A 26,846-nucleotide genomic window follows, 5' to 3' on the forward strand; every position below is an offset into this window, starting at 1 on the left:
CTCATGGACGAAGCCCTGCATATTGCCAGTCTTGTAGTACTTGCCCGACCGGAATTGTTCGACGCGGTTAAAGCAAACCTGCGTCTGTTGGACGGCCTGGAATTGCATCATGAAAGTGCAGCCGGAAAGTTGGTGGTGGTGCTTGAGGCCGTGCATGAAAACCAAATCCTTCAACGCATCGAACAGATCAACAACTTGCCGGGTGTACTCAACGCGGCGTTGATCTATCACGAACTCCTCGAACCCGAAGAAGGAGATATCGAATGAGCCTGACCCGCCGAGCATTCGTCAAGACCCAGGCCGCCGCCATTGCAGCCGCCGCTGCCGGCCTGCCGATTGTGACCTCTGCCAGCAATCTGATGACCGAAGCGGACATGGTCACCTTGGACTGGAACAAGGCGCCCTGCCGTTTTTGCGGCACCGGTTGCAGTGTGATGGTCGCGACCCGGGATAACCGTGTGGTCGCCACCCATGGAGACGTGAAGGCTGAAGTCAATCGTGGGCTGAACTGTGTGAAGGGTTATTTTCTTTCAAAGATCATGTATGGCGTCGATCGCCTGACCCAACCGCTTTTGCGCATGAAAAATGGCCAGTACGACAAACAGGGCGAATTCCAGCCGATCAGTTGGGAGAAAGCCTTCGACATCATGGAGCTGAAATTCAAGGAAGCCTTGAAAAGCAAAGGTCCCGGATCGGTCGGTATGTTCGGTTCCGGACAATGGACGGTGTGGGAAGGCTATGCCGCCAACAAGCTGATGAAGGGCGGCTTTCGTTCCAACAACATCGACCCCAACGCCCGCCATTGCATGGCCTCGGCGGTGATGGGTTTCATGCGCACCTTTGGCATGGATGAGCCAATGGGATGCTACGACGACATCGAAGTCACCGATGCCTTCGTGCTCTGGGGCTCGAACATGGCCGAGATGCACCCGGTACTCTGGAGCCGGGTCACCGATCGGCGTCTAAGCCAGCCCCATGTCAAGGTCGCGGTGCTGTCGACCTTCGAGCATCGCAGCTTCGAACTCGCCGATATTCCCATGGTGTTCAAGCCGCAAACCGATTTGATGATCCTCAATTACATCGCCAATCACATCATTGAAAGCGGCGCGGTGAACCAGGACTTCATCAGCAAGCACACCCGGTTTGCCAAGGGGGCTGACGATATCGGGTACGGCCTTCGTCCTGACGACCCGCGGGAAACAAAGGCGAAAAATGCCAGCAAAGCCAACACCTGGACGGATATTTCCTTCGAAGACTACGCCGCCTTCGTCAAGCCTTACACGTTGGAGCGAACCGCCAAGGAGACAGGTGTCCCGGCTGAGCGGCTCAAAAACCTGGCCGAGCTGTATGCCGACCCCAAGCGCAAGGTCGTGTCGTTCTGGACCATGGGGTTCAACCAACACACTCGTGGTGTTTGGGCTAACAATCTGATCTACAACATCCATCTGCTCACGGGCAAGATCAGCGAACCGGGCAACAGCCCCTTCTCACTGACCGGTCAGCCGTCGGCCTGTGGTACCGCACGCGAGGTCGGGACGTTTTCCCACCGATTGCCTGCTGACTTGGTTGTCACCAACCCCAAGCATCGCGCCATTGCCGAAAAAATCTGGAAGCTACCTGCCGGCACCATTCAGGAAAAACCCGGTTTCCATGCGGTAGAACAGAGCCGCATGCTCAAGGATGGTGTGCTCAACGTTTACTGGACCCAGGCCAGCAATAACATGCACGCCGGGCCGAACATCATGCAGGAAGTGCTGCCGGGGTGGCGCAACCCGGATAACTTCGTGATTGTTTCCGATGTCTACCCGACCGTTTCCGCCCAGGCCGCCGACCTGATTCTTCCCAGCGCCATGTGGGTGGAAAAGGAAGGCGCATTCGGCAACGCCGAGCGGCGTACACAATTCTGGCATCAGTTGGTGAGCGCGCCGGGAGACGCCAGGTCGGACCTGTGGCAGTTGATGGAGTTTTCCAAGCGTTTCACCACCGACGAAACCTGGCCCGCTGAATTGCTGGCCAAGGCACCTGAGTACAAGGGCAAGACCCTATTCGACGTGCTGTTCAAAAATGGCCAGGTCGACCAGTTCCCTGTCGATCAATTGGAAGCCGGATACAAAAACGATGAAGCCAAGGCCTTTGGTTTCTACCCGCAAAAAGGTCTGTTCGAAGAATACGCCCAGTTCGGTCGCGGCCACGGGCATGACCTTGCTACGTTTGACCGTTACCACAGCGAACGTGGCCTTCGCTGGCCGGTCGTCGAGGGCAAGGAAACACGCTGGCGTTATCGCGAGGGGCTGGACCCTTATGTGGAGAAAGGCAGCGAGGTGCAGTTTTACGGTTACCCGGACAAGAAGGCGATCATCTTCGCCCTCCCCTACGAGCCGCCGGCCGAATCCCCGGACGCCGATTACCCGTTCTGGCTGAGCACCGGACGCGTCCTCGAGCATTGGCATACCGGCACCATGACTCAACGCGTCGAGGAGCTGTACAAGGCGGTGCCGGACGCGCTGGTCTACATGCACCCCGACGATGCCAAGGCCTTGAAGGCGCGGCGCGGCAGTGAGGTGAAACTGATCAGCCGACGCGGTGAAATCCGTGCGCGCATCGAAACCCGCGGGCGTAACAAGCCGCCTCAAGGGCTGGTATTCGTACCGTTTTTCGACGCCAACAAGTTGATCAATAAGGTCACGCTCGATGCCACCGACCCGATCTCCAAACAAACCGATTACAAGAAATGCGCGATACGCATCGAGTTGATCAGCGTGGCCTAAGGAGAACCGTCATGCCTTTTCGAATCCTGCCGTTGCTCCTGTTCGCTACGATTGGCGTGGTCATCGCCGCAGAAATCGACTACCCGCTCGACGCGCCGGCACCCGATGGGCGCCGACCTGGCGGCACCTTGACTCAGAGCATCGCCGCCCCACCCATTGCCGAGGAAGAAAACAAGGACCTCAAGCGCGAGCGCAATTACCCGGATCAGCCGCCGACCATCCCTCATACCATCCGCGGCTATCAGATCGACAGGAACGGCAACAAATGCCTGTCCTGTCACAGCCGTGCCAACAGCGCACGGACCCAGGCAACGATGATCAGCATCACCCACTACATGGACCGCGACGGCCAGGCGCTGGCGGCGGTATCACCGCGTCGGTACTTCTGCAACCAGTGCCACGTGCCACAAACAGAAGCCAAGCCTCTGGTGAACAACAGTTTCGAGACCATCGACAAAATCCTGCAAGACGACGCCAACGCCGCACAAAAACCCTGAGGAGGCAACATGAAATCACTGTTCGCCCTACTTAAGGATTACTGGGGCATCCTGCGTCGTCCGAGCCTCTACTACAGCCTGGGTTTTCTGACGCTTGGGGGCTTTGTCGCCGGGATCATTTTCTGGGGCGGCTTCAACACCGCGCTGGAGGCAACCAACACCGAGAAGTTCTGCGTCTCCTGCCATGAAATGCGTGACAACGTCTTCGTCGAGTTGAAGGACACGATCCACTACACCAACCGCTCCGGCGTGCGTGCCAGTTGTCCGGACTGCCACGTTCCGCACGAATGGACCCATAAGATCGCGCGAAAGATGCAGGCGTCAAAGGAGGTCTGGGGCAAGATTTTCGGCACCATCGATACGCGAGACAAATTTCTTGCCCTGCGACGCGAGCTGGCTGAACACGAGTGGGCCAGGCTCAAGGCCAACGACTCCCGCGAATGCCGTAACTGCCACAACTTCGAGTTCATGGATTTCACCCGCCAAGGCAAGCGTGCCGCGGCCATGCACTCGACTTCACTGGCCAACGGTGAAGCCACCTGCATTGATTGCCACAAGGGCATCGCACACAAGCTACCCGATATGAGCGGCGTCAAAGGCTGGTAAGAGTAGTTGGAACATCACGTATAGCGCGTGCATCGAGGGCAGTCGTCGGACATCCAGGACGAAAGCCTTCTCCACACGCCCTGGCCAAGCCAAGCCAGACCAAGCTCACAAACCCAGCGAACGATATTCTGTTGAGCTTGCATCGAAAACTTTTACAAAAACTGTACAAAACCGATACCAAAGTATAATTTTAATGATGTCCTCTTGATATCAACAATAGCCATGCAGCCAACCTATCTGTTCATGCGCCGAGCGAGTGGTCACCCGTGAATCTATTCGTCGTGGAGCCTCGACAAGCACTATCCAGTCAGTTGTAAAAACAAAGCCAAGAAGGTTTTGAACAAAACAGGGACGCCGCGACGCTGAAAGGATGAGCGCTATGACGAAATGTAAAGAAACAGGTGAATGTTGCAAAAACGAACCCTGTCGTTCTTGTTTCGACCTCCCCTATTGGAAGGATACGTTACCCCATCAAGACGCCCCATGCTTGCCGAGCCCCCCGGATACAACGATTGAGGAGGAACTGATCGATAGCGTGGTTAGTACCACAACGCTGAATGAAGAACTCATCAGAGCGAAGAAACTCTATCTCCAATCAAAGACAGCGGTCATCGAGATGTTCAGTCATGCGCGGATGGGACAGGCAATCGCCATGAAACAGGCAGACGAACTGGTCGACAACATATCCTGCTCGATCACGCGTCACCCGAATGCATTTATTAGCTTGGTACGTCTCAAACAGGCGACTGAATACACCTACATGCATTCAGTCGCTGTCTGCGCTTTAATGATTGCCGTGGCTCATCAACTGGACTTTTCTGAGGAGCTTATCCATCAGGCCGGGCTTGCAGGCCTGCTGCACGACGTTGGAAAGATGGTGATTCCAGGCACCATTCTTAACAAGCCAGGAAAATTGACCGATGATGAATTTGAGGTCATTCGTCAACACCCACGATTGGGAGCTCAAATATTACTCGCCTCGACACCGCTGTATGAGGCGGTGCTGGATGTTTGTCTCCATCATCATGAAAAAATGGATGGCTCCGGTTATCCCGATCGGTTAATCGGCGAGCAAATAAGCCTCTTTTCCCGCATGGCGGCCATTTGCGATGTCTATGACGCGGTCACATCTGATCGCCCATACAATGAGGCTTGGGGCCCTGCTATCGCCGTTCAAAAAATGTCGGGATGGAAACAACATTTCGACAACTCAGTATTCCAGGCATTTGTAAAGTCAGTCGGCATTTATCCGGTGGGCTCTGTTGTGCGCCTCAGCAGTGGGCATATTGGCGTGGTCACTGAGCAACATCCACACTCTTTATTGACGCCCACCGTAAAAATTTTCTTTTCCACGGTTTTAAATGCCTATATCAAGCCTTCGACCATCGACATAAGTGACGCTGCGTCGAGCGAAAAAATTATTGAGCGTGTTTTGGCCGAGCAATACGGCTTTAAGAACACAGACGCCTTGTGGAACGGACCTCCCGCCTAGAATTAAGTGTTCAGGAAACTCCCTGGATCGCCCGACACTCACTTAACCCGACCTCAACAACAGCTGAGTTTAAGCAGCGAAGAATTCAAGCGTCACTTGCCAGACCGTGCAAAACATAAAAATCTGCCGCCTTTTTTGTCGGCACACAAATAGATTGGGCTGGGAGGTTTTATGAAGTTCAAATCATTGCAGGTACGTATTTGTGTTACGGCAGGTATATGCCTGTTTGTTTCATCCGTCAGCCTGGTTGCTTACGGGCTCTTTACCGCTCGGGCTAATGAGCAATACGTGGCAGCCGAAGTCACAGCACTGGTTGAAAAATCAACGATCCGGGAAATTCAAAACCTGGCCGAATCCCGTGCCAACGCCATTCAGGCCAAGCTGCAAAATGCCCTGGATGCGGCTCGCACCATGGCCAATGCCTTTGCCGCCAGCAAGGCCTCGCAAAGCCCTTTGGCATTGGGGCGAGAACAGATCAACACCGTATTGCTCAGCGTCCTTAAGGATAACCCTGACTTCAACGGTACTTATTCATGCTGGGAACCGGATGCGCTGGACGGGCAGGATCTCGCGTTCCGTAATGCTCAGGATGGCAGCAATCCATTAACCGGGCGCTTCACGCCTTACTGGACACGCAGTTCCGGGGGGCATGTGGCGGTGCAACCATTGGTCGAGTATGACTCTGCGGATCGTCACCCAAATGGTGTGCCAAAAGGTGGCTGGTACAGCGGCCCGCGCGAAACCCTGAAGGAAAGTGTGCTCGATCCCATTCCTTATGTGGTTCAGGGTAAAAACGTATGGCTGACCACCTTGTCGGTTCCGATCGTTTCCAATGGCAAGTTCTACGGCGTGGTCGGGGCTGACTTCGATATCGCTTTTATCCAGAAACTCAGCGAGCAGATGTCTGCCGATCTCTATGGTGGCAAGGGCTCGGTGACGATCATGAGTAACCAGGGTCTGGTAGTAGCGGACAGCCAGCGTACTGACCTGATTGGTCAGCCCATCAAGGCCCTGCTGCCCGGCTCCTGGGAAAAAGTGCTGCGCGATATCCAGAGCGGTCATAGTGACGGTTTGCTTAATCCGCAAACACAGAATATCGAAGTGCTGATGCCCATTGAACTTGGGCGCACAGGCAAGCCCTGGGCGGTGCTGATTCGCTTGCCCAAGGCTGTAGTCATGAGTCAGGCCATCACCCTGGAGCAGGAGTTGCAGGCACGCAGTATCAGCAACAGCATCTGGCAAGTGTCGGTGGGGTTGGGTATTTCACTGTTGGCGCTGGCCGCTCTATGGTTTGCCGCTGCAAAAATCGTCGGACCGATTCGTGAGGCAGCTGCATTGGCCGCCAATATCAGCCTGGGCGACTTCTCCCGTCGTCTGGTGCAGAAAACCGAGGATGAAGTGGGGCAATTGTCGGTCGCACTTAACGACATGTCTGAAAGCCTGCAACGGCAAGTCAGGGTGGCCGAGCGCATCTCCGAAGGTGATCTGGATCTAGAGGTCAGGTTGTCTTCACCCCACGATACGCTCGGCAAGTCACTTGAGAAGATGGTCAGTAACCTCAACCAGCTGATTTCCGAAGTCCAGGCCAGTGCCACCCAGATCACCGGCAGCTCGGGGCAGGTCACCGATCTGAGTCAGTCCTTATCCGATGGGGCAGCCAATTCCGCATCGTCCATCACCGAAATCAGTGCGGTGATGACGCAAATGGCTGCTCAAACCCGGGACAACGCCGCCAACGCTAAAAAAGCCGATGAGCAATCCCAGGCATCACGCGCCGATGCGGGAGAAAGTGACCAGTTGATGAGTGAGCTGATTGGCGCAATGGCCGAAATAGATAACTCGGGCAAGGACATTACAGCGATCATCACTACTATCGATAACATTGCCGCACAAACCAATTTGCTGGCTTTGAACGCCGCCATCGAGGCCGCCCGGGCGGGTGAGCTGGGGCGCGGTTTTGCCGTGGTGGCAGACGAAGTGCGTAGCCTGGCAGCCCGCAGCGCCGAGGCGGCCCAGCAGACGGCCGCGTTGATCGCCGACTCCTCGAGCAAGACACGACAGGGCATGATCATCGCAGGCCGAACCGCCGAATCACTCAAAAACATCGTCAGTGGAACCAGCGAGGTTTCCAGCCTGGTTTCGCTGATCTACCAAGCCTCCAGCGAGCAGGCTTCAGGCTTGCAGCAGGCAAGCATCGGACTTGAACAGATCGACGAAGTGACGCAGAAAAACCAGTCAAACTCACAAGAGTGCGCGGTGGCGGCCAAGGATCTTTCAGTGCGTGCTTCGCTGATGCAGCGGGAGTTAAGTCGATTCAAGGTGAAAAAATAGGGGTTGGAAACCGACAGGCATCAAATAAATTCAAGCGCGCAATAATATTCGCTGGCACTCAAACAAATGTAATACATGAGCCGTAAATTCACGTTATCCCCGGGGGGGGCACATCGATTGCTGTGCCCCCAGGGAAATACGGTAAACCATTCCGAACGTTGTCTGAGAGGTCACATCCGTATGCTTGGTGATCTTTTATTGGATGATTCAATACGTTTAGTCCCATTGAATCAGCGACGGCCCCGCACCACAAATAGCGGTGCAACCCATCCTTATCCCCTCTACGTAACCTTCAAGGGATGCGCAAACCTAGTCATCTCTGTCCATGTGCCACTCCCTGTCAGACTGTGTGGCCAATCGACAGTCGGTATTACTTTGAGCGACAAAAAACAGGCGCAATGGGGCAGGTCTTCTATGATTGCTGCAACCAAGGAATCTACCCCCAATGTCCGAGTCCAATGTTCGCCTGTTAAACGTGCACTCCCTCAAAGCCGCCTGCTCCAATTGCAACGTGCTTGAACTGTGCCTACCCATTGGGCTGACGGGCGGTGAAGTCGAGCGTCTCGACACCTTGATCGCTCAGCGGGTGAAGGTCAAAAAAGGGGCATCGTTGTACCGCACTGGCGATCCGCTAAGGTCGCTCTATGCTGTGCGGCTGGGTTTCTTCAAGACCAGCGTATTGTCAGTGGACGGCCGAGAACAAGTCACCGGGTTCCAGATGCAGGGCGAGATGCTCGGCTTGGACGCCATCAGCACCGATCATTACGCTTGTACTGCGATAGCCTTGGAAGACAGTGAAGTCTGCCCGATTCCTTTCAGTCATCTGGAGAAACTGGCCCGCGACCTCCCGTCTCTGCAGCACAACCTGAACAGACTCCTGAGCCAGGAGATCGTGCGCGACCACAGCATGTTGCTGTTGCTTGGCAACATGAACGCCGATGAGCGCCTGGCAGGGTTTCTGTTGAACTTATCTCAACGACTTAATACGCGCGGTTATTCCTCCAGGGAGTTCGTGCTGCGCATGAGTCGAGAGGCCATTGGCTCCTACCTGGGCCTGCGCCTGGAAACCATCTGCCGGTGCATCGCCCATCTACGCCAGGAAGAACTGGTGGATATGCATGGACGCAACGTCAATATCCTGGACCTGCCCGGTCTCAGGCACAAAGTCGCCGGTTGCCATCGTCACACTGAACAGTGACCCACCGCCCGACGGTTTGCCAGACCCCTGATCTAAATCAAGACCCCTCCTCACCTTCAAGCCGAAATTAAGACACCGTGTCGAACCTCTCTTCTCGTGGAGGCTTTGTCACGGCTGCAGGTGTTCAACCTGCCAAAAGGGGTCGATGTCGACAAGATAGAAGCCCAGTTCAGCAAAGGCGTGCTGACGCTGACGTTGCCTAAAAAACATGAAGTACTGAAAGCGGAAAAAGTCGCGCCGATCAAGGCAGACTGAAGACTGCTCCCCTGCCCCTCGCCGGCCAACGACGAGGGGCTTTTTTATGCCTGCGCTTGTTGAGCAAAGGGGTGAGCCAATCGACAAATTATCTGCGGCTCTTTCCCCTAATGATTGAAAAGTTGCAGGCCTGGGCCACTGGCAAGCCAATTCGCCTGTTAACTCTGGTTGCCTGAGTAAATCCCCTATGGGATGGATCTCCAAAAGTCGGGTTCGAACGCTACGGTACGGAGTCGATGCCATGACGCTTCCTGGTCGTCACCCCGGCGTAGGCGTCCAGCGCCAGTTCAAGACTTCGGGCATGTCCTGCCCATTCTCGATAAGGTACAACTGATGCTTTTCCATGGTTTCCCAGTAGCGGTCCCGGGCGCTGTCCACCAACGGCTGCAATCGTGGCACCCGTTGAATGACATCGAGTGCCAGTTGGTAGCGGTCCAGGTGATTGATGACCGCCATGTCGAACGGTGTGGTGGTGGCCCCCTCTTCCATGAAACCGCGCACATGGAAGTTGTCGTGATTGTGCCGTTTGTAGACCAGCCGATGGATCAGCGACGGATAGCCGTGGAAGGCGAAAATCACTGGTTTGTCCACGGTGAACAGCTCATCGAACTCCGCATCCGGCAAACCGTGGGAATGCTGTTGCGGCGGTTGCAGGACCATCAGGTCCACCACATTCACCACCCGCACACGCAGGTCCGGCACGTATTGGCGCAGTAGAGTGACGGCGGCCAGGATTTCCAGGGTCGGCACGTCACCGGCGCAGGCCATCACCACGTCCGGGTCTTCATCGTCCTTGCAGGCGAAGGCCCAGCGGCCGATGCCGGTCATGCAGTGGCGGATCGCCGAGTCGATGTCCAGCCACTGCCACTCTGGCTGTTTGCCGGCCACGATAACGTTGATGTAATTGCGACTCTTGAGGCAGTGATCAGCCACGGATAACAGGCAGTTGGCGTCCGGTGGCAAGTAGATGCGCACCACATCGGCGCTCTTGTTCGCCACAAGATCAATGAACCCCGGATCCTGATGGGAAAAACCGTTGTGGTCTTGACGCCAGACATGGGACGTGAGCAGGTAGTTGAGCGAAGCAATCGGCGCGCGCCACGGAATCTGGGCGGCGGTCTTGAGCCATTTGGCGTGCTGGTTGAACATCGAATCGACGATCTGGATGAACGCCTCGTAGCAGGAAAATAGTCCGTGGCGACCAGTCAACAGATACCCTTCAAGCCAGCCTTCACACACCTGCTCACTGAGGATCTCCATTACCCGGCCCTCGCAGTCCAGGTTCGTATCGCCGGCTTCCAGCGCCGCCATCCAGGCTTTGCCGCTGACCTCGTACACCGCATCAAGGCGATTGGAGGCTGTTTCGTCGGGTCCGAACAGGCGAAAGTTGCCTGCCTTGAGATTGTGCCGCATGACATCGCGCACAAAACCGCCCAACACGCGGGTGGCTTCTGCCTGCATACCTCCGGGCTCGGGAAGCTGAAGGGCGTAATCGGTAAACCGGGGCAGCTCCAGCGGCTTCAAAAGCAAGCCGCCATTGGCATGAGGATTGGCGCCCAGGCGTCGATGGCCGGTCGGTGCCAACGCGGCAAGGTCTGGCAGCAATGCGCCGTTGGCGTCGAACAAATCCTGCGGCCGGTAACTGTCGAGCCATTGTTCCAGTTGCGTCAGGTGTGTGGGCTGCTCGAAATGACTCAGCGGCACCTGATGGGCGCGCCAGGTGCCTTCGACCTGCTGGCCGTCGACGAACTTCGGACCGGTCCAGCCCTTGGGCGTACGCAGCACCAGCATCGGCCAAAGCTGACGCTCCAGCTCACGGCCCGACGAGTCCGCCCGGGCGGTGTGCTGGATTTCGCGAATCTTGAGCAACATGCTGTCCAGAACCCTGGCCAGTTGCTGGTGAACAGCTTGCGGGTCGTCGCCTTCGACAAAATAAGGATCGTAGCCGTAGCCATACATCAGGGCCGACAGTTCGTCCTCACTGATGCGTGAAAGCAACGTGGGGTTGGCGATTTTGAAGCCGTTGAGATGAAGGATCGGCAGTACGGCACCGTCACGCCTGGGGTTGAGGAATTTGTTGGAATGCCAGCTCGCCGCCAGCGAGCCGGTTTCGGCTTCACCGTCACCAATGACGCAGGCCACGATCAGCTCCGGGTTGTCAAACGCCGCCCCGTAGGCATGCGCCAGGGAATACCCCAGTTCCCCACCTTCGTGGATGGAGCCGGGAATCTGCGCCGAGACATGGCTGGAAAGTCCGTATGGCCAGGAGAACTGCCGGAACAAACGCAGCATTCCATTCTCGTTCTGCTCCACCGAGGGATAACACTGGGTGAAGCTGCCTTCCAGGTAGCTCTGCGCCACGATGGCCGGACCGCCATGACCGGGGCCGGTGATCAGTATCATGTCCAGGTCGTGGGTCTTGATCAGGTGATTGAGGTGAACGTAAATCAGGTTCAGCCCCGGCGTCGTGCCCCAGTGACCCAACAGGCGCGGCTTGACATGACAACGTTGCAGCGGTTTACGCAGCAAAGGGTTGTCCTTGAGGTAGATCTGCCCCACGGCCAGGTAATTGGAAGCACGCCAGTAGGCGTCAATGCCTGTGAGTTGGTCGGGGTTGAGAAATTCGCTCATCACATCCTCCACAAAAAGCAGGATCACCGGCGGTTAACCCTGATCGCTTGAGCCGCTTGTCAACGGCCTACCATGGCTGATTCTGGAGCGCAGGAATGGAACCGACTTGATTTACATCAGAGTCAGAGCGCCACTCTCATTCCCTGACCGCCAACAGGCTGCCCGGCACTGAATACAATGCCCGCTCTGTCGTGCTGCCAATCAACCGCTCAACGCCGGCGCGTTGCACGGCCCCCATCACCACCACATCGGCCTCGAACTCATCGAGGAATTCATGAATCACCGGCACTGGCAGGCCGACGACGAAGTAGCGACATTCCGGCGGTATGCTGTAACGCTCGGCCAGGTGAATGAACGCCGCGTGCAGCGATTCTCGCAGGGCGTCGGTAAAGTCTTCATTCCAGGCCCCGGCCAGCAACGAGGCCTCCCCGTTGAAGGCAGGCGACAGGTCGCAGGCGTACAACAGATGCAACGAGGCATTGCATTGCAAGGCCAGTGCCCCGGCCGCCTGGATGATGCGCTCGTTCAAAGCATTGGCCTCGGGGTCTGCGGGATCCACCGCGGCCACGACCCGGCGCGGCAAGCCGCGGACAGCCTGGTTGACCAGATGCAACGGCACCGGGCATTCGCGCAGTAGATGACAATCAAGTGGCGTTACAAAGACGCGCTTGAGCAAGGGCTCCAGGGTGACATCCTTGATCAACAGGTCGGGTTGGAACTCTTGGACGTAGCGCAGAATATCCAGCAGCGGATGAAGGGACCAGACCACATGCGTCGTCACATTCAGCCCTTCCTCCTTAAGCATCGCGGCCTCCTCCACCATCCAGCGACGGTAGCGGTGCACATAGCGCTGGATCGTCGCTTCGTCGATTTTTTCACCCCACAAGTGGGTGCGCGGCGGTGGCTGGACAAAGGCGCACAAATGCAGCGCAGCGCCACTGGCCCTGGCCAGGGCGTAGGCACGACGCAGCGCGGCAGAAGGCTGCAGGTCGGGTTCGACAATCATTAGTAAACGCTGGTATTGCGCCATCGCATACCTCCGCTGGGCTCTTCCCCGTCAGGTCCGGTGTCTTGCTCCGACCTTCTTGAGGGGGACCCCCAGCGTGCACCCAACTACGGCGGGAGCGGTTTGATCTGTATCAAGTGCAAGGTAACCAAGGGTGCAAACACGAGCACTGATCCAGATCAGAATCGATCGCCATCACGGGCGTAGAACGGTAACGACTGCGTGGCCGTTGCCGCGCCGGACGTTCAAATCCGATGGAGGATTGCACCATGCTCACCGTCAAAGACCACAACGAACGCGCCGCTGCCATGTATGCCAGCATCAGTGGCAAGCACTGGATCGAAACACTTAAAGACGGCCGGCATGTGCTGGTCAGGCCGTTGAAGGAAGAAGACCGTCAGCGCGAATATGACTTCATCAAGCGTCTGTCACCGGAGTCCCGGCACATGCGTTTTCTGGCGCAAATCAATGAACCAGGCACAGCCATGCTCGACCAGTTGATGGATATCGACTACAAGGCGCGCATGGCCTACATCGCCCTGACCCACGACAACGGCCAGTTGATCGAAATCGGCGTCAGCCGCTACTGCGCCACCGGCGAATATGAATGCGAGTGCGCCGTAACCGTCGCCGACCCATGGCAGCATCTGGGACTGGGGACGGTGTTGATGAAGCATTTGATAGAAACCGCGCGTAAAAACGGTTATCGCCAGCTGTACTCCATCGACGCCGCCAGTAACGCCCCCATGCGGGACCTGGCTCATGGCCTGGGGTTTGAAACCCACTCCGACCCCGACGACACCCGGCAGGTCATCCACCGCCTCGATCTTTAGTCACAGACACTTGCACGGGGCCACGCATCACGGCCCCTCGCATTGTTGACCTCATCATTCTTCCGGCTTGATCGCCAACACGCTGCAGGGCGCACGTTGCAACACCTGTTCAGCGGTGCTGCCCAAACGCCTGTCCAGACCACGATGCTGGGTGGTGCCCATGACGATGACATCGCACTGGTGATCGCCTGCGAACGCGCAAATGCTATTTAGCGGCGTACCTTCGATGAAATGACGCTGCTGCGGCGCAACCCCATGACGCTCGGCCAGCGACTCGAACACCTCGTGCTGTGCCTGGCCCAACGCTTCGTAAAGCCCGGTGGCCAGGGGGAGCGCACCGATGCCCATGTCCGAAGCGTAGACGGCCGTCCAGTCGAAGGCGTGCAACAACTCGACCTGTGCGTTGCACTGTCCAGCCAGTTTCACGGCGGCGTCGACGATCCTGTCATTGAACACCAGATCCTGCTCCTCGCTGCGCAACACATCGACGATCGCCAGGATCCGCCGAGGCCGGGGATGGCGAGAGTCCGTGACCAAGTGCACCGGCACTGGACAGTCACGCAGCAATCGCCAGTCAAGCGGTGTGAAAAAGACCCGCTTCATCGCCGGTTCCGGCTGGGCGTCCTTGATGATCAGTGCCAGTGGCATCTCTTTGATGTATTGCTGCAGAGCCTGATAAGGGTCTTTGCCCCAAACCACCTCGCACGTCACCTCGACCCCGTGCCGACGCGCCAGTTCAGCCTGTTGCCACAGCCAGTGCCGATGGGTTTCCAGGTACCCCTCGCGCGCTTGCTTGACCTGATCCGGCGCAAAGAGAGCGGCCACCGAGAGCAAATCCAGATAATCGATCGCTACGATGTGCAGAGGCAAGTCCAGAGCCAGGGCCAGTTCGGTGGCGCGGTCGAACGCAGGCGTACGGGCCATGGCGTCAGGGGCCAATAACAGCAAACGTTGGGTCTGGGACATGGGACACCTCAGCATGTGGCGGCAGCCACTTGAGTCAATAGAATTTCAGAATGAGCGTTTGCCAGGAGAGGGATTTGATCTTCATCAAGTGGGCCGCTGTTCGCCCCCCTTAAAACCGCGGGACCAGGACCCCGGCCCACATCGCCAGCGTCACCAGCACCTGTCCGGGAATGACGTACCCGGCGAACCCCCGCCCACCGCTGAGCCACGCCACCACGCATTTACTCAGGGAGTTGCTGCTCAGTGCCATCAGGACCGGCACCGCGACGCCGTCGAAAGGCAGCAGCCCGGCTTTCGCCAGGGAGGCGATGGAGGCTGTCGAGGCATGGGCGTCGGCCAGCCCACTGAAAATCGCGGTCACGATCACACCGGTCTGCCCGAATCCATCGAGCATCGCCGACGACAACACGGTGATACCGGTCATTGCCAGGACCACCGTCAACGCCAGTTTCAGGCTGAACGCCCCGCCATCCTTGATGGGCTCATCGGCTCGCACCCTGGGCCGGGGAAACATCAGCGCGCCAGCGTAGAGCAATGTCATCAGCATCCCGCACAACAACGGCCCCCACATCCAACGCAACAGCCCCGGTTCCACAGTCCCGAGGATCAGGCCCATCTGAGCCACCGTCGCCAAGTTGGACAACATAGCGGCGGCGCTCAGCGCCTTGAGATCTATCGGCTGTTTCGCGGCGATGTGCCCCATGGTCGCGACGGTCACCGTGGCGGAGGCAAACCCTGAGGCAATCGCGCTAAGGGCGTAACCGTAGCGCGTGCCGAGGGTGCGGACCGCGATGTGCCCCAGCGCCCCCACAGCCATCAGCATGACGGTCAGGGTACAAATGGTGCGCAGGTTGATCGCATTGTAAGGCCCGAGGAAACGATCCGGCGCCAGGGGCAGCACCACCAGCGCAGCGATCAACAGCACCAGGCCATCGCGCATCTCGGTAGCGGTCAATTGATTGCGGGCAAAGTGGTGCAGCGTCTGGCGGCTGGCCAGCAGCCCGGCCATCACCACGCCAATCGCTGTCGCCAGCGCCGGGGCGCTCACGCAGAGCGCACCCAATGCCAACACCGCGAACAAAGCCACTTCGCTGGTAATGCCGGGGTCTTTGTCGAGGCTTTTCCAATACGCCATCGTGACCAATGCGCCCAGCGCAAGCGCAACAAACCCCAGCAATAAAGGGCCGCCGGCCTGGACCGTGACATACCCCAGCAGAGAAATGATGGCAAAGGTGCGCAAGCCGGCGAAGTCGCGCCTGTCGCCCTCGCCTTTGCGCCGCTCGCGCTCAAGCCCCACCAGCAGGCCTATTCCCAGCGCAGCGGCAGCATTGGTAAAACCCAGGGTTTCGGTCATGACGGCGGTTCTATGGAGAGACTTGATCGGACCTTCGTTGGCGCGTCACTCGAGCGACATCCGCCGTTCCCGGTCGCAGGGGTGCGTTTCCCGTCGGCCAGGCATGAGGCGCCTCGATTCGGGCCTGCAATGTCCTTGTGAATGCCTGGGCGTCATCAAGGCACCTGAACTCCGCCCGGCAGGCGCCCAGGCGCACCACCCAGCGGGGCCCTATCATCTGCTCTTCTATCCAAATCATCATGATCACCCTCCCGCCGCCCAATGGCGGCCTGATTGAACAACCGATCACTGTTAGTCAGGCGCTCATCAAGGCGTGATAGCCACTTTCATCACCCCGTCTCGCTGGTGGGCGAACAAGTCGTAAGCCGCTTCAATGTCGTCAAGCTTGAAGTGATGGGTCACCAGTGGCGACAAATCCACGGCGCCGCTATCCACCACCGCCAACAGCCGGCGCATGCGCTCCTTGCCGCCAGGGCAAAGCGTGGTGACGATACTGTAGTCCCCCAGGCCGGCGGCGAAGGCATTGAGGGGGATTGTCAGGTCGCTGGAATAGACGCCCAGGCTCGACAGGCGACCACCGGGGCGCAACACCCGCAGCGCCGACTCGAAAGTGCCCTGGGTACCGAGGGCTTCAATCGCGACGTCCACACCGCGTCCGTCGGTCAACGTCATGATCTGCTCCACCACGTCACCGTCCTTGAAATTGACCACATGAGTGGCCCCCAGTCCCCGGGCCACGTTCATGCGTTCGGCCACCGCATCGACACCGATGATGGTGCTCGCCCCCTTGAGCCGGGCGCCGGCCACCGCACACAAACCGATAGGCCCCAAGGCAAACACAGCGACCGTATCGCCGATGTTCACCTCACCGCGCTCCGCGCCGGAAAACCCGGTGGACATGATGTCGGGGCACATCAGCACCTGCTCGTCGCTGAGGCCGTCAGGAATCGGGCAGAGGTTGGCCAGCGCATCGGGCACCAGCACGTACTCGGCCTGGCAGCCATCAATGGTGTTGCCGAATTTCCAGCCACCGATGGCACGAAACCCGTGGCGAGTGTCCGCACCGTCCTGAGAGCCGCAGCCACACAGACAAGCATAGCTCTGCCCACTGGGGGTGATGGCGCCGGCAATCACCCGTTGCCCTTCGACGAAACCGCGCACCTGGGAACCCAGCCGTTCGATGATGCCCACCGGCTCATGGCCGATCGTCAGACCTTTGGCCACCGGATATTCGCCGCGCAAAATGTGCACGTCGGTGCCACAGATGGTCGTGGTGGTAATGCGCACCAGCGCATCCAGCGGCCCGACCTCGGGGATGGGTTTGTCTTCCAGCACAATTCGATTCTTCTCCACGAAAATCGCGGCTTTCATCTTGGCCATGACCAATGCTCCGGTTGCCTGATGCGCGTGAATTCAAGGGTGCAACCCGAGCCTGCTCCGCTCTTGTGCCGGGGAGCTTGATCATGATCAATCATTGCGCGATTGCCCGCGCCCGTCTGCGCCCGATGAAACGCTTTTGGAATGAGTTTGATGCAGATCAAGTTACCGGGGCCGAGGGAGAACATCATCGCTCCCAGACGCCACGCCGCGCGAAGGGTCGCCCGGTGCCCCACACGTCCACGCTCGGGAGGTTCGTCATGTCTACACAATCACGCTTGATGCTGGTCGTCTCACCCTTGATGGAACACAGCCCGGCCTTCGACCGGGCGGCCGCGCTGGCCAAGGCCGAAGGCGCCGCGCTGCATATTGTCGCTTTCGACTACCTGGAAGGCCTGGCCACGGCCGGCCTGGTCAATGAACAGGCACTGGAACAGATGCGCATCGGCTACATTGAACGCCATCGGCAATGGCTGGAGGAACAGGCCAGGCCACTGCGCAAGCTCGGCATCGAAGTCACGACAGAAGTGACGTGGGTCGAGAGGCCGTTGCAGGAAATTCTGATCCACCTCAAAGAGCAGCCCATGGATGCGCTGATCAAGACGGTGGAGCATCAATCCTGGCTCACGCGCCTGATGTTCACACCGCTGGATGTGCATCTGCTGCACCAATGCGAAGTGCCGCTGCACTTCGTCAACAAGCTCACCCATGCGCGCCCGCGCAAAATTCTGGCCGCCGTCGACCCGTTTCATCAGGACGGGCGCTACGATGGTCTCAACGACCGAATCCTGAGCGAAGCCAACAAACTGGCGGCCGCCTGTGACGCAACGCTGGAAGTCGTTTATGCGTATGACTTGTCGTCCATCACGGCCGCCGAATACGGGTTCGGCAATGGATCAGTGTTCTTCTCCTCTGCCCTGTCCCGACAGCTCTACGAATCTCAGGGTGCTGCCTTCGACGCACTGGCCGAACGCAACGGCATCGCCCCGGAACAACGGCGCATGATCATGGGCGACCCCGCCAAGGTACTCGCCAGCTACGCGGCATCCTATGACATAGATGTCATTGTCATGGGCCGAGTGCACTACGGTGGCCTGGACAAACTGATTGGCAGTACCGTGGAGAGTCTGCTGTACAAGATGCCATGCAGCCTGTGGGTGATCGCGCCACAGCAGGTCGGCTGAGGGCGTGTAAAAACCACCGCTGCGTGCGCACAGGAACACGGCTTGATGAATCGACCGAGCAACGCATCAACGGAGCAAAATCCGAATACCACAGATGCCGTGGCGTGGTACACGCAGCCTGCAGAGCGGGTGTTGAACCTGCTAGAGGTCAATGAGCATGTCGGGCTGAACGTGGTCGACGTTCAAGCCCGGCTTGAGCGCACAGGCTTCAATCGCCTGCCGGAATCAGCCCGGCGTCCAGCATGGCTGCGATTCTTGCTGCAGTTTCACAACATCCTGATTTATGTGCTTCTAGGTTCTGCTGCAATTACCGCGATACTGCAACACCTGTGGGATACGGTGGTCATTCTTGCGGTGGTTGTGGCAAACGCCATCATTGGCTACGTCCAGGAAGGCAAAGCGGAAAAAGCCATGGACGCCATCCGGCAAATGCTGGCACCACGTGCCGCGGTGATTCGCTCGGGTGAACGCTTGAGCGTTGCAGGCGAGGAACTGGTACCAGGCGATATCGTTTTGCTGGAGGCCGGCGACAAAGTCCCCGCTGATCTACGCCTGCTGCACGCCAACAGACTTCAGATACACGAAGCGATTCTTACCGGAGAATCCGCACCCGCAGAAAAACATACCGAACCGGTACGCATCGAAGCCGCCCTGGGTGATCGTGCCTGCATGGCATTCAGTGGCACCCTCGTGACGTGCGGACAAGCAACAGGGGTCGTTGTTGCCACCGCAACATCAGCCGAGATCGGGCGCATCAGCAATCTGCTATCGGGAGTAGAGACATTAACTACTCCACTGGTACAGCAAATGAACGTCTTTGCGCGGTGGCTGACGATATTGATTCTGCTGATCGCCGGCCTGCTACTCGTTTACGGTCATTTCGTCGGGCATTACGTATTCACCGAGATATTCATGGTCGTGGTGGGCATGTCGGTCGCTGCCATACCGGAAGGGTTGCCCGCCGTACTCACCATTACACTGGCGGTCGGGGTCCGGGCGATGGCCCGGCGCAATGCCATCGTTCGTCGCCTGCCGGCCATCGAAACGCTGGGTTCGGTATCGGTCATTTGCACGGACAAGACGGGCACCCTCACCCGCAACGAGATGATGGTGGCCTCAGTCGTCACCAGCGATCTCACCTTCACGGTCGATGGTGCGGGATATCAGCCCACGGGCAACATGAACCTTGCCGATCAGTTGATCGACACATCCAATCACCCGACCTTAGCCGAACTGGGACGCGCGGCCAGTCTCTGCAATGATGCAATGTTGAGGCAGCACGAGGACGCATGGAAGGTCGAAGGGGATCCGATGGAGGGCGCATTGCTGGTGTTTTGCGCAAAAGCCGGAATCAATGGCGAAGAAGAGCGAGGCACCTGGGCGCGCACCGATGCCATTCCGTTTGACGCTAAACACCGCTTCATGGCGACTCTGCATCACAACCATGACCGACAAGCCTCTATTTATGTCAAAGGCGCGCCTGAGCAGATTCTCGCCATGTGCACGCAACAGCGTGGCAACGCTGGAGAAACTGAGCGGCTCGATACTAATTATTGGCACAGGCAGGCCAATACCATCGCCAGCAAAGGCCAACGGGTGTTGGCGTTTGCCGTCAGGTCAGTACAGCCCGAGCACTCCATTCTGGAATTTGCTGACGTGCAAGGGACGTTAACCTTGCTGGGCTTGGTAGGAATGATTGACCCGCCTCGCCCAGAGACGATCCAGGCAGTTCAGCAATGTCAGGCGGCAGGTATTACGGTGAAAATGATCACCGGGGATCACTCCGGCACCGCTTCCGCCATCGGTTATCAAATCGGCCTGAAAAATCCGGACAAGGTACTGACTGGCATTGATCTGGACACCATGAACGATGCAACACTCAAAGAAACCCTGAAGGACGTGAACATTTTCGCCCGTACCAGCCCCGAGCATAAGCTCAGGCTGGTGATGTTGCTGCAGTCGAACGGCATGACCGTGGCGATGACCGGCGATGGCGTCAACGACGCGCCAGCGCTAAAACGCGCAGACGCTGGGATCGCCATGGGTGGCAAAGGCAGTGAAGCGGCGAAAGAGGCCGCGGACTTGGTGTTGGCAGATGACAATTTCGCCTCCATCGTGGCCGCTGTGCGTGAAGGGCGGACGGTCTACGACAACATCAAGAAAGTGCTGAGCTGGACCTTGCCGACCAACGCGGGCGAGACAATGACCATCATTGTCGCGCTGCTGTTTGGCTTTACGCTGCCAGTGACAGCGATACAGATCTTGTGGATCAATCTGATTACCGCCATAACACTGGGTATCGCGCTGGCGTTCGAACCGACCGAAGAAAACACCATGCGCAGGCCTCCGCGTTCAAGGCACGAGCCGCTGATAAGCGGCGCGTTGATCTGGCATATGGTGCTTGTTTCCATTCTCTTTCTCTGCGGTGTCTACGGCATTTTTTCGTATGCGCTCGACCGAGGTTACTCAGTGGAGTTGGCCCGCACCATTGCGGTCAATACGTTGGTCGTGATGGAAATATTCCACTTGTTCTTCATACGCAATCTCTACGGCACGTCGCTGACCTGGAAGGCCGTTCGAGGGACAAAAGTGGTGTGGATGACCGTCGCCGTGGTGACCTGCGCTCAGTTAGCAATCACGTATGCACCGCCCCTGCAAAAAGTGTTTGCTACGCAAGCAATCCCCTTCATGGATGGATTACTGATCATAGGGGTTGGCGTTGCTCTGTTTGCCATTATCGAAATTGAAAAACAGATTCGACTGCGGTTATCTGAATCGAAGAGCGCTACGCCCTCATTGGGGGATGGCGAGCTTGATCATTAATTACTGGCCAATGCCCGCGGGGAGTCTTAACCACATTACTTACGAGGCTAGCCGATGGACATTTCTCGATGGGCTTTAGTCTGTACTTTATCCGGGGCATTGGCGACATCCGCTTTTGCAGCAGACGCACAAAAAATATTCACCCAAGGCGGGTCTAATCCAGCGGCCATAGCCTGTTCAACTTGTCACGGTGCGGACGGTTCAGGGATGCCTTTGCCAGGTTTCCCAAGGCTTGCAGGCCTACCTGCTGATTACCTCACGAAGCAGATCAACGATTTCCGCTCAGGCTCCAGGGGCAGTCCAATCATGCTTCCAATCGCTCAGGCATTGAGCGAAGACGAGTCTAAAGCCCTGGCAGTCATGCTTGCGAAGATGCCAAGCCCTGCAGTAAAGCCTGTGAATCGTGCGAACCCAGCGAAAGGACCGGGGGAAATCCTGGCATTAAGAGGTGCATGGGAGCGAAACATTCCCGAGTGCGTAGCGTGCCATGGTCCAATTGGCATCGGTGTCGGTGCCGCTTTTCCGCCCCTTTCGGGTCAGTCAGCTCAGTACCTCACATCGCAATTGAATGCCTGGCGGCAAAAAACCCGAACAAATGATCCAGACGATCTCATGGGCCACATTGCGCGCTCGCTCACCGATACCGAGGTCGAGGCCGTTTCCCAATATTTTGCTGAACTCAGTAAATAGAGGCCTAGCCATGAAATCGTTCATCGCTGCACTTATGAGTTTCAACATGATATCGATGGTCTGCGCCGCTGAAATCGTAGGCACATCAGCAACAACCAAAAGTCCAAATACGACTCAACATCAGCCCCCCCCATTTCTTCCTCCTGCGGAGGACACGCTGCCTGACAACGCTTATGGTCGATTAGTCCAGCAAGGACACGCGATTTTTGTCGATACCAAAGCCAACGCATCCGAGTTCGTAGGGAACGGATTGAATTGCACCAACTGCCATTTAGAGCAGGGAAGAAAAGCCGACTCTGCCCCTCTTCGGGGGGCTTACACAATGTACCCGGCCTATCGAAAAAAGAACGACAAGGTCAATACCTACGCTGAGCGCTTACAAGGATGCTTCCAGTTCAGTATGAACGGAAAAGCACCACCCGCTGACAGCCAAGTCATCGCCGCTCTTACGGCATATTCATACTGGCTCGCCACGGGGGCACCTACAGGGCAAGAGCTACCTGGACGTTCTTACCCTGAGGTTCCTGAGCCTGCCAAAGGTTTCGATCTCGCCAAGGGAAAAACCATCTACGATGCACAGTGCTCCGTGTGCCACGGACATGAAGGTGAAGGCCAGAAGGCAGGGGGTGACTACGTGTTTCCACCCTTGTGGGGTAAAGATTCATTCAACTGGGGTGCGGGGATGCATCGAATCAATACCGCAGCCGGCTTCATACAATCAAATATGCCCTTAGGTAAAGGTGGAACGCTTTCCGCCGATGAGGCATGGCACGTTGCAGCCTATATGAACAGCCACGAACGCCCGAAAGACCCAAGGATGATTGCCGGCTCTGTCGAACAGACCCGATTAAAATTCCACGCCAATGATGGCGTCAATCTCTATGGGCAAAAAGTGAACGACGTAATAATTGGCCAAGGAACTGAATGATTCCGTCTAACAGACGTTGCCCATGGCTTCGATCAATGTGGCGCACCTAAAGGTGTTAATCGAAAGCTGGTAGAGGCGGGCCTGCAATCGGCTTTTTTGCGCTGACCCAGGCGTCAAATCCACCAGCGATCGACTTCACATGCAGGTAGCCCATATTGAGCAGTGAGGCCGCGGCCAGTGCCGCACGACCACTTGTCTTGCAATACAGCACAATGTTCAGGTCACGGGAATTGAGCGCGCTGTCGTGAGTCAACTTAAACTCCAGCATGCCGCGCGATGCATGTATCGCCCCGGCGAGATGGCCAGCCGCATACTCATCCGCTTCACGCACATCAATAAGTACATCTGCATCCTGGATAGCCTGATCGGCGTCTTCAATGGCGACTTCTTCGATCAGTGCTCTGGCGTCAACGACTAGATCATGGGCAGTTTTTATCATGATACTTTGCAGACTCCCGTTATGGTCGAGGTCGAGCAGCCCTCATCAACGCGTATCGAAGACAGGGCGGCTCATTTAAATAGAGCGGACACTGTTCTTATGTTGGATACTCGAGCGCTCTGTCACGTCCTCAGCCTTCAATGCAGAAACTTCAGCCAACCAGCAAGCGCCAGTGCCGCCAAGCAGGTCCAGCGTGAAAACAGCCACCGCCAGACCTGCATCCGCGGCACGAAACCCACACCTCTCACAAAAGCCACGCTCATCGCAGCGAACAATGCGCTAGCCAGCGCATGATCAGCTTTCCCATCGGGCGTTGCCATAATGGGAGGGTAAAGCGTGCAGGCGAGCATGATGGCTACTGCGATAATCAAACTCAGCACATGAATGCGTGAAGACGGTTGGACATTGGAGAGTTGCGGCGTCATAGCGGCGCCTCGTCATTGTCATTCAAGGCTCGACCCGCTTCGTTCTCGCCCCACATTGCATTCAATATCGCCAGCAGCAATGCAAAACCGACGCCCAGCATCCAGGCGAAATACCACATATTCTCTACTCCTCTGCCGGCACTAGTAGGCTGAATGTTCGTTGGCTTTGATCTGTGCAACAGTGACCTTACCGCGCATGACGCGATACGCCCATGAGGTATAAATCACAATCAGTGGCATGAAGATCAACGTGGCCCAAAACATGATGGCCAGGCTTAGATGACTGGAGACGCTGTCCCACACGGTGAGACTCGCCGCGGGCATCGTTGATGACGGCATGACGAATGGAAACATTGATACGCCTGCCGTGCTGATGACACCGATCACCGCAAACGATGACGCGACAAATGCTGAAAGTGTATGGCGCATCATCAACAACATGGCGGCACCCGCCGCCCCACCCAATCCAAGCGCGGGCAGCAGCCACAGCAAAGGATAATGGCCATAGTTAGCCATCCAGGCCCCCGCTTCGCGCACCACCGATTTGCTGAGAATGTCAGGCAACCCGCCGGTATCAACGAGCGACGTAATGCGATAGCCGTCAATCCATTGCAGCCAGATGCCGGCAACGATGAATGAACACACCAGCACGATCGCAGCGCCCACCGCACCTTTTATTGCCCGGGACTGGATAACACCCTCAGTGCGATGTGCCAGATAAGCGCCGCCCTGCAATGTGATCATTGCACTGCTCACAACGCCGGTGAGAAGCGCGAAAGGATTCAGCAGTTGCCAGAAGCTGCCGGTATACGTTGACACTAGATACTCGTTGAAGTGGAACGGTACACCTTGCAGCAGGTTGCCAAACGCAATTCCGAACACCAACGGTGGCACAGCCCCGCCCACGAAAAGCCCCCAATCCCATGTGCTACGCCAAGTGGCGTTGTGAATCTTGCTGCGATAGTCAAAGCCCACCGGGCGGAAGAACAACGCCCAGAGAACCAGAATCATCGCCCAGTAGAATCCACTGAACGCGGTGGCATACACCACGGGCCAAGCCGCGAACAATGCGCCGCCGGCGGTGATGAACCAAACCTGGTTCCCATCCCAATGCGGCCCAACGGTGTTGATGACGACGCGCCGCTCCAAGTCATTGCGGCCAACAAACGGCAGCAGCGTGCCGACGCCCATATCGTGGCCATCCATAATGGCGAAGCCAATCAGCAGGACACCGACCAGCGCCCACCAGATAATTTTCAGGGTGAAGTAATCAAACATGACTGAGTTCCTTCAAATGGGCGTCGTGAGCATAACGGCCTGTGCCGAGGCTGCCGGGACCTTGACGGGCGAACTTAACCATCAGGAACATTTCCACCACCAGCAGCACGGTGTAGAAAACGATGAACCCGGCCAGCGAGCCATACAGATTGTTGACGCTGAGCGTGGATACGCTCATGTGGGTCGGCAGCACCCCGTAGATCGTCCAGGGCTGGCGGCCGTATTCGGCGACGAACCAACCCAGTTCACATGCGATCCATGGCGCAGGCAGCATGTAGAGCGCCCAACGCAGCAACCAACGGCGCTGCGTGCAGGTCGACTTCAAGGTGCTCCAGAAGGCGAGCCCGAAAAGCACAAGCATGGTAAAACCAAGGCCTACCATGATCCGAAACGCCCAAAACATGGGGGTCACGCGCGGTACGCTATCGTTTACGGCCCTCTCTATAATGGCCGGCGTGGCCTGGTTGACGTCCTGGACGTACCGTTTCAGCAGCAGGCCGAAACCCAGATCAGCTTTATATTCTTCGAACGTCTTGAGCGCTGCCGGATCGGTACGATTGGCCCTCAGTGTTTCCAGCGCATTGACTGCGGTAATACCGCGGATGATGCGAGCCCGGTTCTTTTCCTTGATGTCATGGATACCTGGAATCTGTTTGCTGACTGAGCGGGTACCAATCAGGCCCATCAACCATGGCACCTCGACTTCCCAGTTATTTCTGGACTCGGCTTCATTAATGCTCGCGATCAACGTCAGGCTAGCCGGCGCAGGCTTTGTTTCCCACATGGCTTCCATGGCAGCCAGCTTGGTCTGCTGCGCTTCACCCACCGTGTAACCGGACTCATCACCCAGCACAATCACGCTCAGCACAGACGCCAGGCCGAACGCTGCCGCCACCCGGAAGCTGCGTTTGGCAAACTCGACATCACGATTTTTGAGCAAATACCAACTGGAAATCGACAGCACAAACATCGAGCCAGTGACGTAACCCGCCGAGACGGTGTGCACAAACTTGGCCTGCGCAACCGGGTTGAAAACCACCGTCCAGAAGTCGACCATTTCCATGCGCATGGTGATGTAGCTGAACTCTGAACCCACCGGGTTTTGCATCCACCCATTGGCGATCAATATCCACAGCGCCGACAGGTTGGTTCCAATCGCCATCAGCAACGTGACCAGCAAGTGATGCTGTCTCTTCAGACGATCCCACCCAAAAAAGAACAGCCCGATCATGGTCGATTCGAGGAAAAACGCCATCAGGCCCTCTATCGCCAGCGGGGCGCCGAAGATATCGCCGACATAGTGCGAGTAGTACGCCCAGTTGGTACCGAACTGAAATTCCAGGGTAATCCCCGTGGTCACGCCCAAGGCGAAGTTGATGCCGAACAGCTTGCCCCAAAAGCGCGTCATGTCTTTCCAGATGACATTACCTGTCATCACATAGACGCTTTCCATGATGACCAGCAGCCACACCATGCCCACGGTGAGGGGGACAAAAAGAAAGTGGTAAAGCGCAGTGGCTGCAAATTGCAGCCGTGACAAGTCCACCAGTTGTTCTGAGATCACTTGCTTGCCCCTTGAGCCGAGATGGGTACACCGAACCTGTCGCCGATGGTGTTCGAGTCGACGCTGACGCGCGAATCCCGGATGAACAGCCACCACAGTGCTGTCAGCACGATCAGCTTGATCAGCACTGCTGTGAGCAATTGGCGTCGCAGTCGTTTATCGGAAATAGTCATGACGATGCCATTAGCACGCGTCATGCCA

At 57.2% G+C, this 26,846-nt stretch carries 24 protein-coding genes and 1 pseudogene; 14 read left to right on the plus strand and 11 right to left on the minus strand.

Translation table 11 applies throughout. The features are described 5' to 3' along the window. Nucleotides 1-3 precede the first annotated feature (3 nt). The 9 genes and pseudogenes from ACA047_RS16755 to ACA047_RS16795 all read left to right on the plus strand — a co-directional run bounded on the left by ACA047_RS16755 (nucleotide 4) and on the right by ACA047_RS16795 (nucleotide 9,147). Nucleotides 4-267, plus strand: coding sequence for a chaperone NapD (locus ACA047_RS16755; protein ID WP_497351119.1), 264 nt, complete (start codon nucleotides 4-6; stop codon nucleotides 265-267). Further along, entirely contained in the window at nucleotides 264-2,768 is a 2,505-nt protein-coding gene (gene napA / locus ACA047_RS16760; protein ID WP_497351121.1) for a nitrate reductase catalytic subunit NapA, read from the plus strand. Before ACA047_RS16755 ends, napA begins: the two co-directional genes overlap by 4 nt. A gap of 11 nt (nucleotides 2,769-2,779) precedes the next feature. Further along, the gene (locus ACA047_RS16765; RefSeq protein WP_497351123.1) at nucleotides 2,780-3,265 is read left to right on the plus strand and encodes a nitrate reductase cytochrome c-type subunit; all 486 of its coding nucleotides are present in this window, start codon (nucleotides 2,780-2,782) and stop codon (nucleotides 3,263-3,265) included. Between the two features lie 9 nt (nucleotides 3,266-3,274). Next, complete coding sequence (locus ACA047_RS16770; RefSeq protein WP_497351125.1) at nucleotides 3,275-3,871, plus strand: cytochrome c3 family protein; 597 nt, start codon at nucleotides 3,275-3,277, stop codon at nucleotides 3,869-3,871. 379 nt (nucleotides 3,872-4,250) lie between these two features. Then, the gene (locus ACA047_RS16775) at nucleotides 4,251-5,363 is read left to right on the plus strand and encodes a cyclic di-GMP phosphodiesterase (protein ID WP_497351127.1); all 1,113 of its coding nucleotides are present in this window, start codon (nucleotides 4,251-4,253) and stop codon (nucleotides 5,361-5,363) included. A gap of 171 nt (nucleotides 5,364-5,534) precedes the next feature. Beyond that, nucleotides 5,535-6,797 (plus strand): annotated as a pseudogene (locus ACA047_RS16780) (cache domain-containing protein); the annotation flags it as partial. Between the two features lie 111 nt (nucleotides 6,798-6,908). Then, nucleotides 6,909-7,694 (plus strand): methyl-accepting chemotaxis protein, encoded by a 786-nt coding sequence (locus ACA047_RS16785; protein ID WP_497360400.1) that lies wholly within the window; start codon nucleotides 6,909-6,911, stop codon nucleotides 7,692-7,694. Nucleotides 7,695-8,139: 445 nt separating this feature from the next. After that, nucleotides 8,140-8,892 carry a fumarate/nitrate reduction transcriptional regulator Fnr gene (gene fnr, locus ACA047_RS16790; protein ID WP_497351129.1) on the plus strand — a complete coding sequence of 251 codons (753 nt, stop codon included), beginning with the start codon at nucleotides 8,140-8,142 and terminating at the stop codon, nucleotides 8,890-8,892. Nucleotides 8,893-8,997: 105 nt separating this feature from the next. Then, the gene (locus ACA047_RS16795) at nucleotides 8,998-9,147 is read left to right on the plus strand and encodes an Hsp20/alpha crystallin family protein (protein WP_497351131.1); all 150 of its coding nucleotides are present in this window, start codon (nucleotides 8,998-9,000) and stop codon (nucleotides 9,145-9,147) included. Between the two features lie 258 nt (nucleotides 9,148-9,405). Here the strand turns inward: ACA047_RS16795 and ACA047_RS16800 are convergent, their stop codons facing one another. After that, the gene (locus tag ACA047_RS16800) at nucleotides 9,406-11,778 is read right to left on the minus strand and encodes a phosphoketolase family protein (protein ID WP_497351133.1); all 2,373 of its coding nucleotides are present in this window, start codon (nucleotides 11,776-11,778) and stop codon (nucleotides 9,406-9,408) included. Between the two features lie 136 nt (nucleotides 11,779-11,914). Next, nucleotides 11,915-12,808, minus strand: a complete 894-nt coding sequence (locus ACA047_RS16805) for a universal stress protein (RefSeq protein WP_497351135.1) — start codon at nucleotides 12,806-12,808, stop codon at nucleotides 11,915-11,917. A gap of 245 nt (nucleotides 12,809-13,053) precedes the next feature. Between ACA047_RS16805 and ACA047_RS16810 the strand changes: the two genes are divergently transcribed. Continuing rightward, nucleotides 13,054-13,617, plus strand: a complete 564-nt coding sequence (locus tag ACA047_RS16810) for a GNAT family N-acetyltransferase (protein WP_497351137.1) — start codon at nucleotides 13,054-13,056, stop codon at nucleotides 13,615-13,617. A gap of 54 nt (nucleotides 13,618-13,671) precedes the next feature. On the opposite strand, the gene ACA047_RS16815 is transcribed toward ACA047_RS16810, so the two are convergent. The 3 genes from ACA047_RS16815 to ACA047_RS16825 form a co-directional block, all read right to left on the minus strand. Next, nucleotides 13,672-14,583: a universal stress protein gene (locus ACA047_RS16815; RefSeq protein ID WP_497351139.1), complete on the minus strand. Its 912-nt coding sequence runs from the start codon at nucleotides 14,581-14,583 to the stop codon at nucleotides 13,672-13,674. A 109-nt stretch (nucleotides 14,584-14,692) separates the two neighbouring features. Continuing rightward, nucleotides 14,693-15,937, minus strand: coding sequence for an MgtC/SapB family protein (locus ACA047_RS16820; protein ID WP_497351141.1), 1,245 nt, complete (start codon nucleotides 15,935-15,937; stop codon nucleotides 14,693-14,695). A 306-nt stretch (nucleotides 15,938-16,243) separates the two neighbouring features. Next, on the minus strand, nucleotides 16,244-17,317 hold the full coding sequence (locus ACA047_RS16825) for an NAD(P)-dependent alcohol dehydrogenase (protein WP_497351143.1): 1,074 nt from the start codon (nucleotides 17,315-17,317) through the stop codon (nucleotides 16,244-16,246). A 257-nt stretch (nucleotides 17,318-17,574) separates the two neighbouring features. Here ACA047_RS16825 and ACA047_RS16830 point away from each other — a divergent pair, with 257 nt between their 5' ends. From ACA047_RS16830 to ACA047_RS16845, 4 genes are read left to right on the plus strand one after another with little or no spacing between them, the layout of a single operon-like run. Further along, entirely contained in the window at nucleotides 17,575-18,498 is a 924-nt protein-coding gene (locus ACA047_RS16830) for a universal stress protein (RefSeq protein ID WP_497351145.1), read from the plus strand. 45 nt (nucleotides 18,499-18,543) lie between these two features. Then, a complete protein-coding gene (locus ACA047_RS16835) occupies nucleotides 18,544-21,321 on the plus strand; it encodes a cation-transporting P-type ATPase (RefSeq protein WP_497351147.1) in 2,778 nt (925 codons plus the stop codon). Nucleotides 21,322-21,375: 54 nt separating this feature from the next. Beyond that, on the plus strand, nucleotides 21,376-22,011 hold the full coding sequence (locus ACA047_RS16840; RefSeq protein ID WP_497351149.1) for a c-type cytochrome: 636 nt from the start codon (nucleotides 21,376-21,378) through the stop codon (nucleotides 22,009-22,011). A gap of 10 nt (nucleotides 22,012-22,021) precedes the next feature. Further along, nucleotides 22,022-22,939: a c-type cytochrome gene (locus tag ACA047_RS16845; RefSeq protein WP_497351151.1), complete on the plus strand. Its 918-nt coding sequence runs from the start codon at nucleotides 22,022-22,024 to the stop codon at nucleotides 22,937-22,939. Nucleotides 22,940-22,994: 55 nt separating this feature from the next. Here ACA047_RS16845 and ACA047_RS16850 read toward each other — a convergent pair whose 3' ends face one another. The 6 genes from ACA047_RS16850 to cydP all read right to left on the minus strand — a co-directional run bounded on the left by ACA047_RS16850 (nucleotide 22,995) and on the right by cydP (nucleotide 26,842). After that, entirely contained in the window at nucleotides 22,995-23,375 is a 381-nt protein-coding gene (locus ACA047_RS16850) for a rhodanese-like domain-containing protein (RefSeq protein WP_497360402.1), read from the minus strand. Nucleotides 23,376-23,515: 140 nt separating this feature from the next. Then, nucleotides 23,516-23,803, minus strand: coding sequence for a cyd operon YbgE family protein (locus ACA047_RS16855; RefSeq protein WP_497351153.1), 288 nt, complete (start codon nucleotides 23,801-23,803; stop codon nucleotides 23,516-23,518). Continuing rightward, complete coding sequence (gene cydX / locus ACA047_RS16860; protein ID WP_497351155.1) at nucleotides 23,800-23,922, minus strand: cytochrome bd-I oxidase subunit CydX; 123 nt, start codon at nucleotides 23,920-23,922, stop codon at nucleotides 23,800-23,802. The genes ACA047_RS16855 and cydX overlap by 4 nt, the downstream gene beginning before the upstream one ends. 22 nt (nucleotides 23,923-23,944) lie before the next feature. After that, on the minus strand, nucleotides 23,945-25,081 hold the full coding sequence (gene cydB, locus ACA047_RS16865; RefSeq protein WP_497351157.1) for a cytochrome d ubiquinol oxidase subunit II: 1,137 nt from the start codon (nucleotides 25,079-25,081) through the stop codon (nucleotides 23,945-23,947). Beyond that, complete coding sequence (locus ACA047_RS16870; RefSeq protein WP_497360404.1) at nucleotides 25,074-26,645, minus strand: cytochrome ubiquinol oxidase subunit I; 1,572 nt, start codon at nucleotides 26,643-26,645, stop codon at nucleotides 25,074-25,076. Before ACA047_RS16870 ends, cydB begins: the two co-directional genes overlap by 8 nt. Beyond that, nucleotides 26,642-26,842: a cytochrome oxidase putative small subunit CydP gene (gene cydP / locus ACA047_RS16875; RefSeq protein WP_497351159.1), complete on the minus strand. Its 201-nt coding sequence runs from the start codon at nucleotides 26,840-26,842 to the stop codon at nucleotides 26,642-26,644. Before cydP ends, ACA047_RS16870 begins: the two co-directional genes overlap by 4 nt. Nucleotides 26,843-26,846: the final 4 nt, after the last annotated feature.

The sequence above is a fragment of the Pseudomonas sp. LBUM1664 genome (assembly GCF_059695895.1).

What these genes read in the sequence shown, in the direction of transcription:
- ACA047_RS16825 (WP_497351143.1), bottom strand. Translation starts at nt 17,317, where the DNA reads ATGGCCAAGATGAAAGCCGCGATTTTCGTGGAGAAGAATCGAATTGTG.
- ACA047_RS16775 (WP_497351127.1), top strand. Translation starts at nt 4,251, where the DNA reads ATGACGAAATGTAAAGAAACAGGTGAATGTTGCAAAAACGAACCCTGT.
- ACA047_RS16845 (WP_497351151.1), top strand. Translation starts at nt 22,022, where the DNA reads ATGAAATCGTTCATCGCTGCACTTATGAGTTTCAACATGATATCGATG.
- ACA047_RS16855 (WP_497351153.1), bottom strand. Translation starts at nt 23,803, where the DNA reads ATGACGCCGCAACTCTCCAATGTCCAACCGTCTTCACGCATTCATGTG.
- ACA047_RS16765 (WP_497351123.1), top strand. Translation starts at nt 2,780, where the DNA reads ATGCCTTTTCGAATCCTGCCGTTGCTCCTGTTCGCTACGATTGGCGTG.
- ACA047_RS16785 (WP_497360400.1), top strand. Translation starts at nt 6,909, where the DNA reads ATGGTCAGTAACCTCAACCAGCTGATTTCCGAAGTCCAGGCCAGTGCC.
- ACA047_RS16820 (WP_497351141.1), bottom strand. Translation starts at nt 15,937, where the DNA reads ATGACCGAAACCCTGGGTTTTACCAATGCTGCCGCTGCGCTGGGAATA.
- ACA047_RS16805 (WP_497351135.1), bottom strand. Translation starts at nt 12,808, where the DNA reads ATGGCGCAATACCAGCGTTTACTAATGATTGTCGAACCCGACCTGCAG.
- ACA047_RS16835 (WP_497351147.1), top strand. Translation starts at nt 18,544, where the DNA reads ATGAATCGACCGAGCAACGCATCAACGGAGCAAAATCCGAATACCACA.
- fnr (WP_497351129.1), top strand. Translation starts at nt 8,140, where the DNA reads ATGTCCGAGTCCAATGTTCGCCTGTTAAACGTGCACTCCCTCAAAGCC.
- napA (WP_497351121.1), top strand. Translation starts at nt 264, where the DNA reads ATGAGCCTGACCCGCCGAGCATTCGTCAAGACCCAGGCCGCCGCCATT.
- ACA047_RS16830 (WP_497351145.1), top strand. Translation starts at nt 17,575, where the DNA reads ATGTCTACACAATCACGCTTGATGCTGGTCGTCTCACCCTTGATGGAA.
- ACA047_RS16755 (WP_497351119.1), top strand. Translation starts at nt 4, where the DNA reads ATGGACGAAGCCCTGCATATTGCCAGTCTTGTAGTACTTGCCCGACCG.
- ACA047_RS16770 (WP_497351125.1), top strand. Translation starts at nt 3,275, where the DNA reads ATGAAATCACTGTTCGCCCTACTTAAGGATTACTGGGGCATCCTGCGT.
- ACA047_RS16815 (WP_497351139.1), bottom strand. Translation starts at nt 14,583, where the DNA reads ATGTCCCAGACCCAACGTTTGCTGTTATTGGCCCCTGACGCCATGGCC.
- cydB (WP_497351157.1), bottom strand. Translation starts at nt 25,081, where the DNA reads ATGTTTGATTACTTCACCCTGAAAATTATCTGGTGGGCGCTGGTCGGT.
- ACA047_RS16800 (WP_497351133.1), bottom strand. Translation starts at nt 11,778, where the DNA reads ATGAGCGAATTTCTCAACCCCGACCAACTCACAGGCATTGACGCCTAC.
- ACA047_RS16810 (WP_497351137.1), top strand. Translation starts at nt 13,054, where the DNA reads ATGCTCACCGTCAAAGACCACAACGAACGCGCCGCTGCCATGTATGCC.
- ACA047_RS16840 (WP_497351149.1), top strand. Translation starts at nt 21,376, where the DNA reads ATGGACATTTCTCGATGGGCTTTAGTCTGTACTTTATCCGGGGCATTG.
- cydP (WP_497351159.1), bottom strand. Translation starts at nt 26,842, where the DNA reads ATGACGCGTGCTAATGGCATCGTCATGACTATTTCCGATAAACGACTG.
- cydX (WP_497351155.1), bottom strand. Translation starts at nt 23,922, where the DNA reads ATGTGGTATTTCGCCTGGATGCTGGGCGTCGGTTTTGCATTGCTGCTG.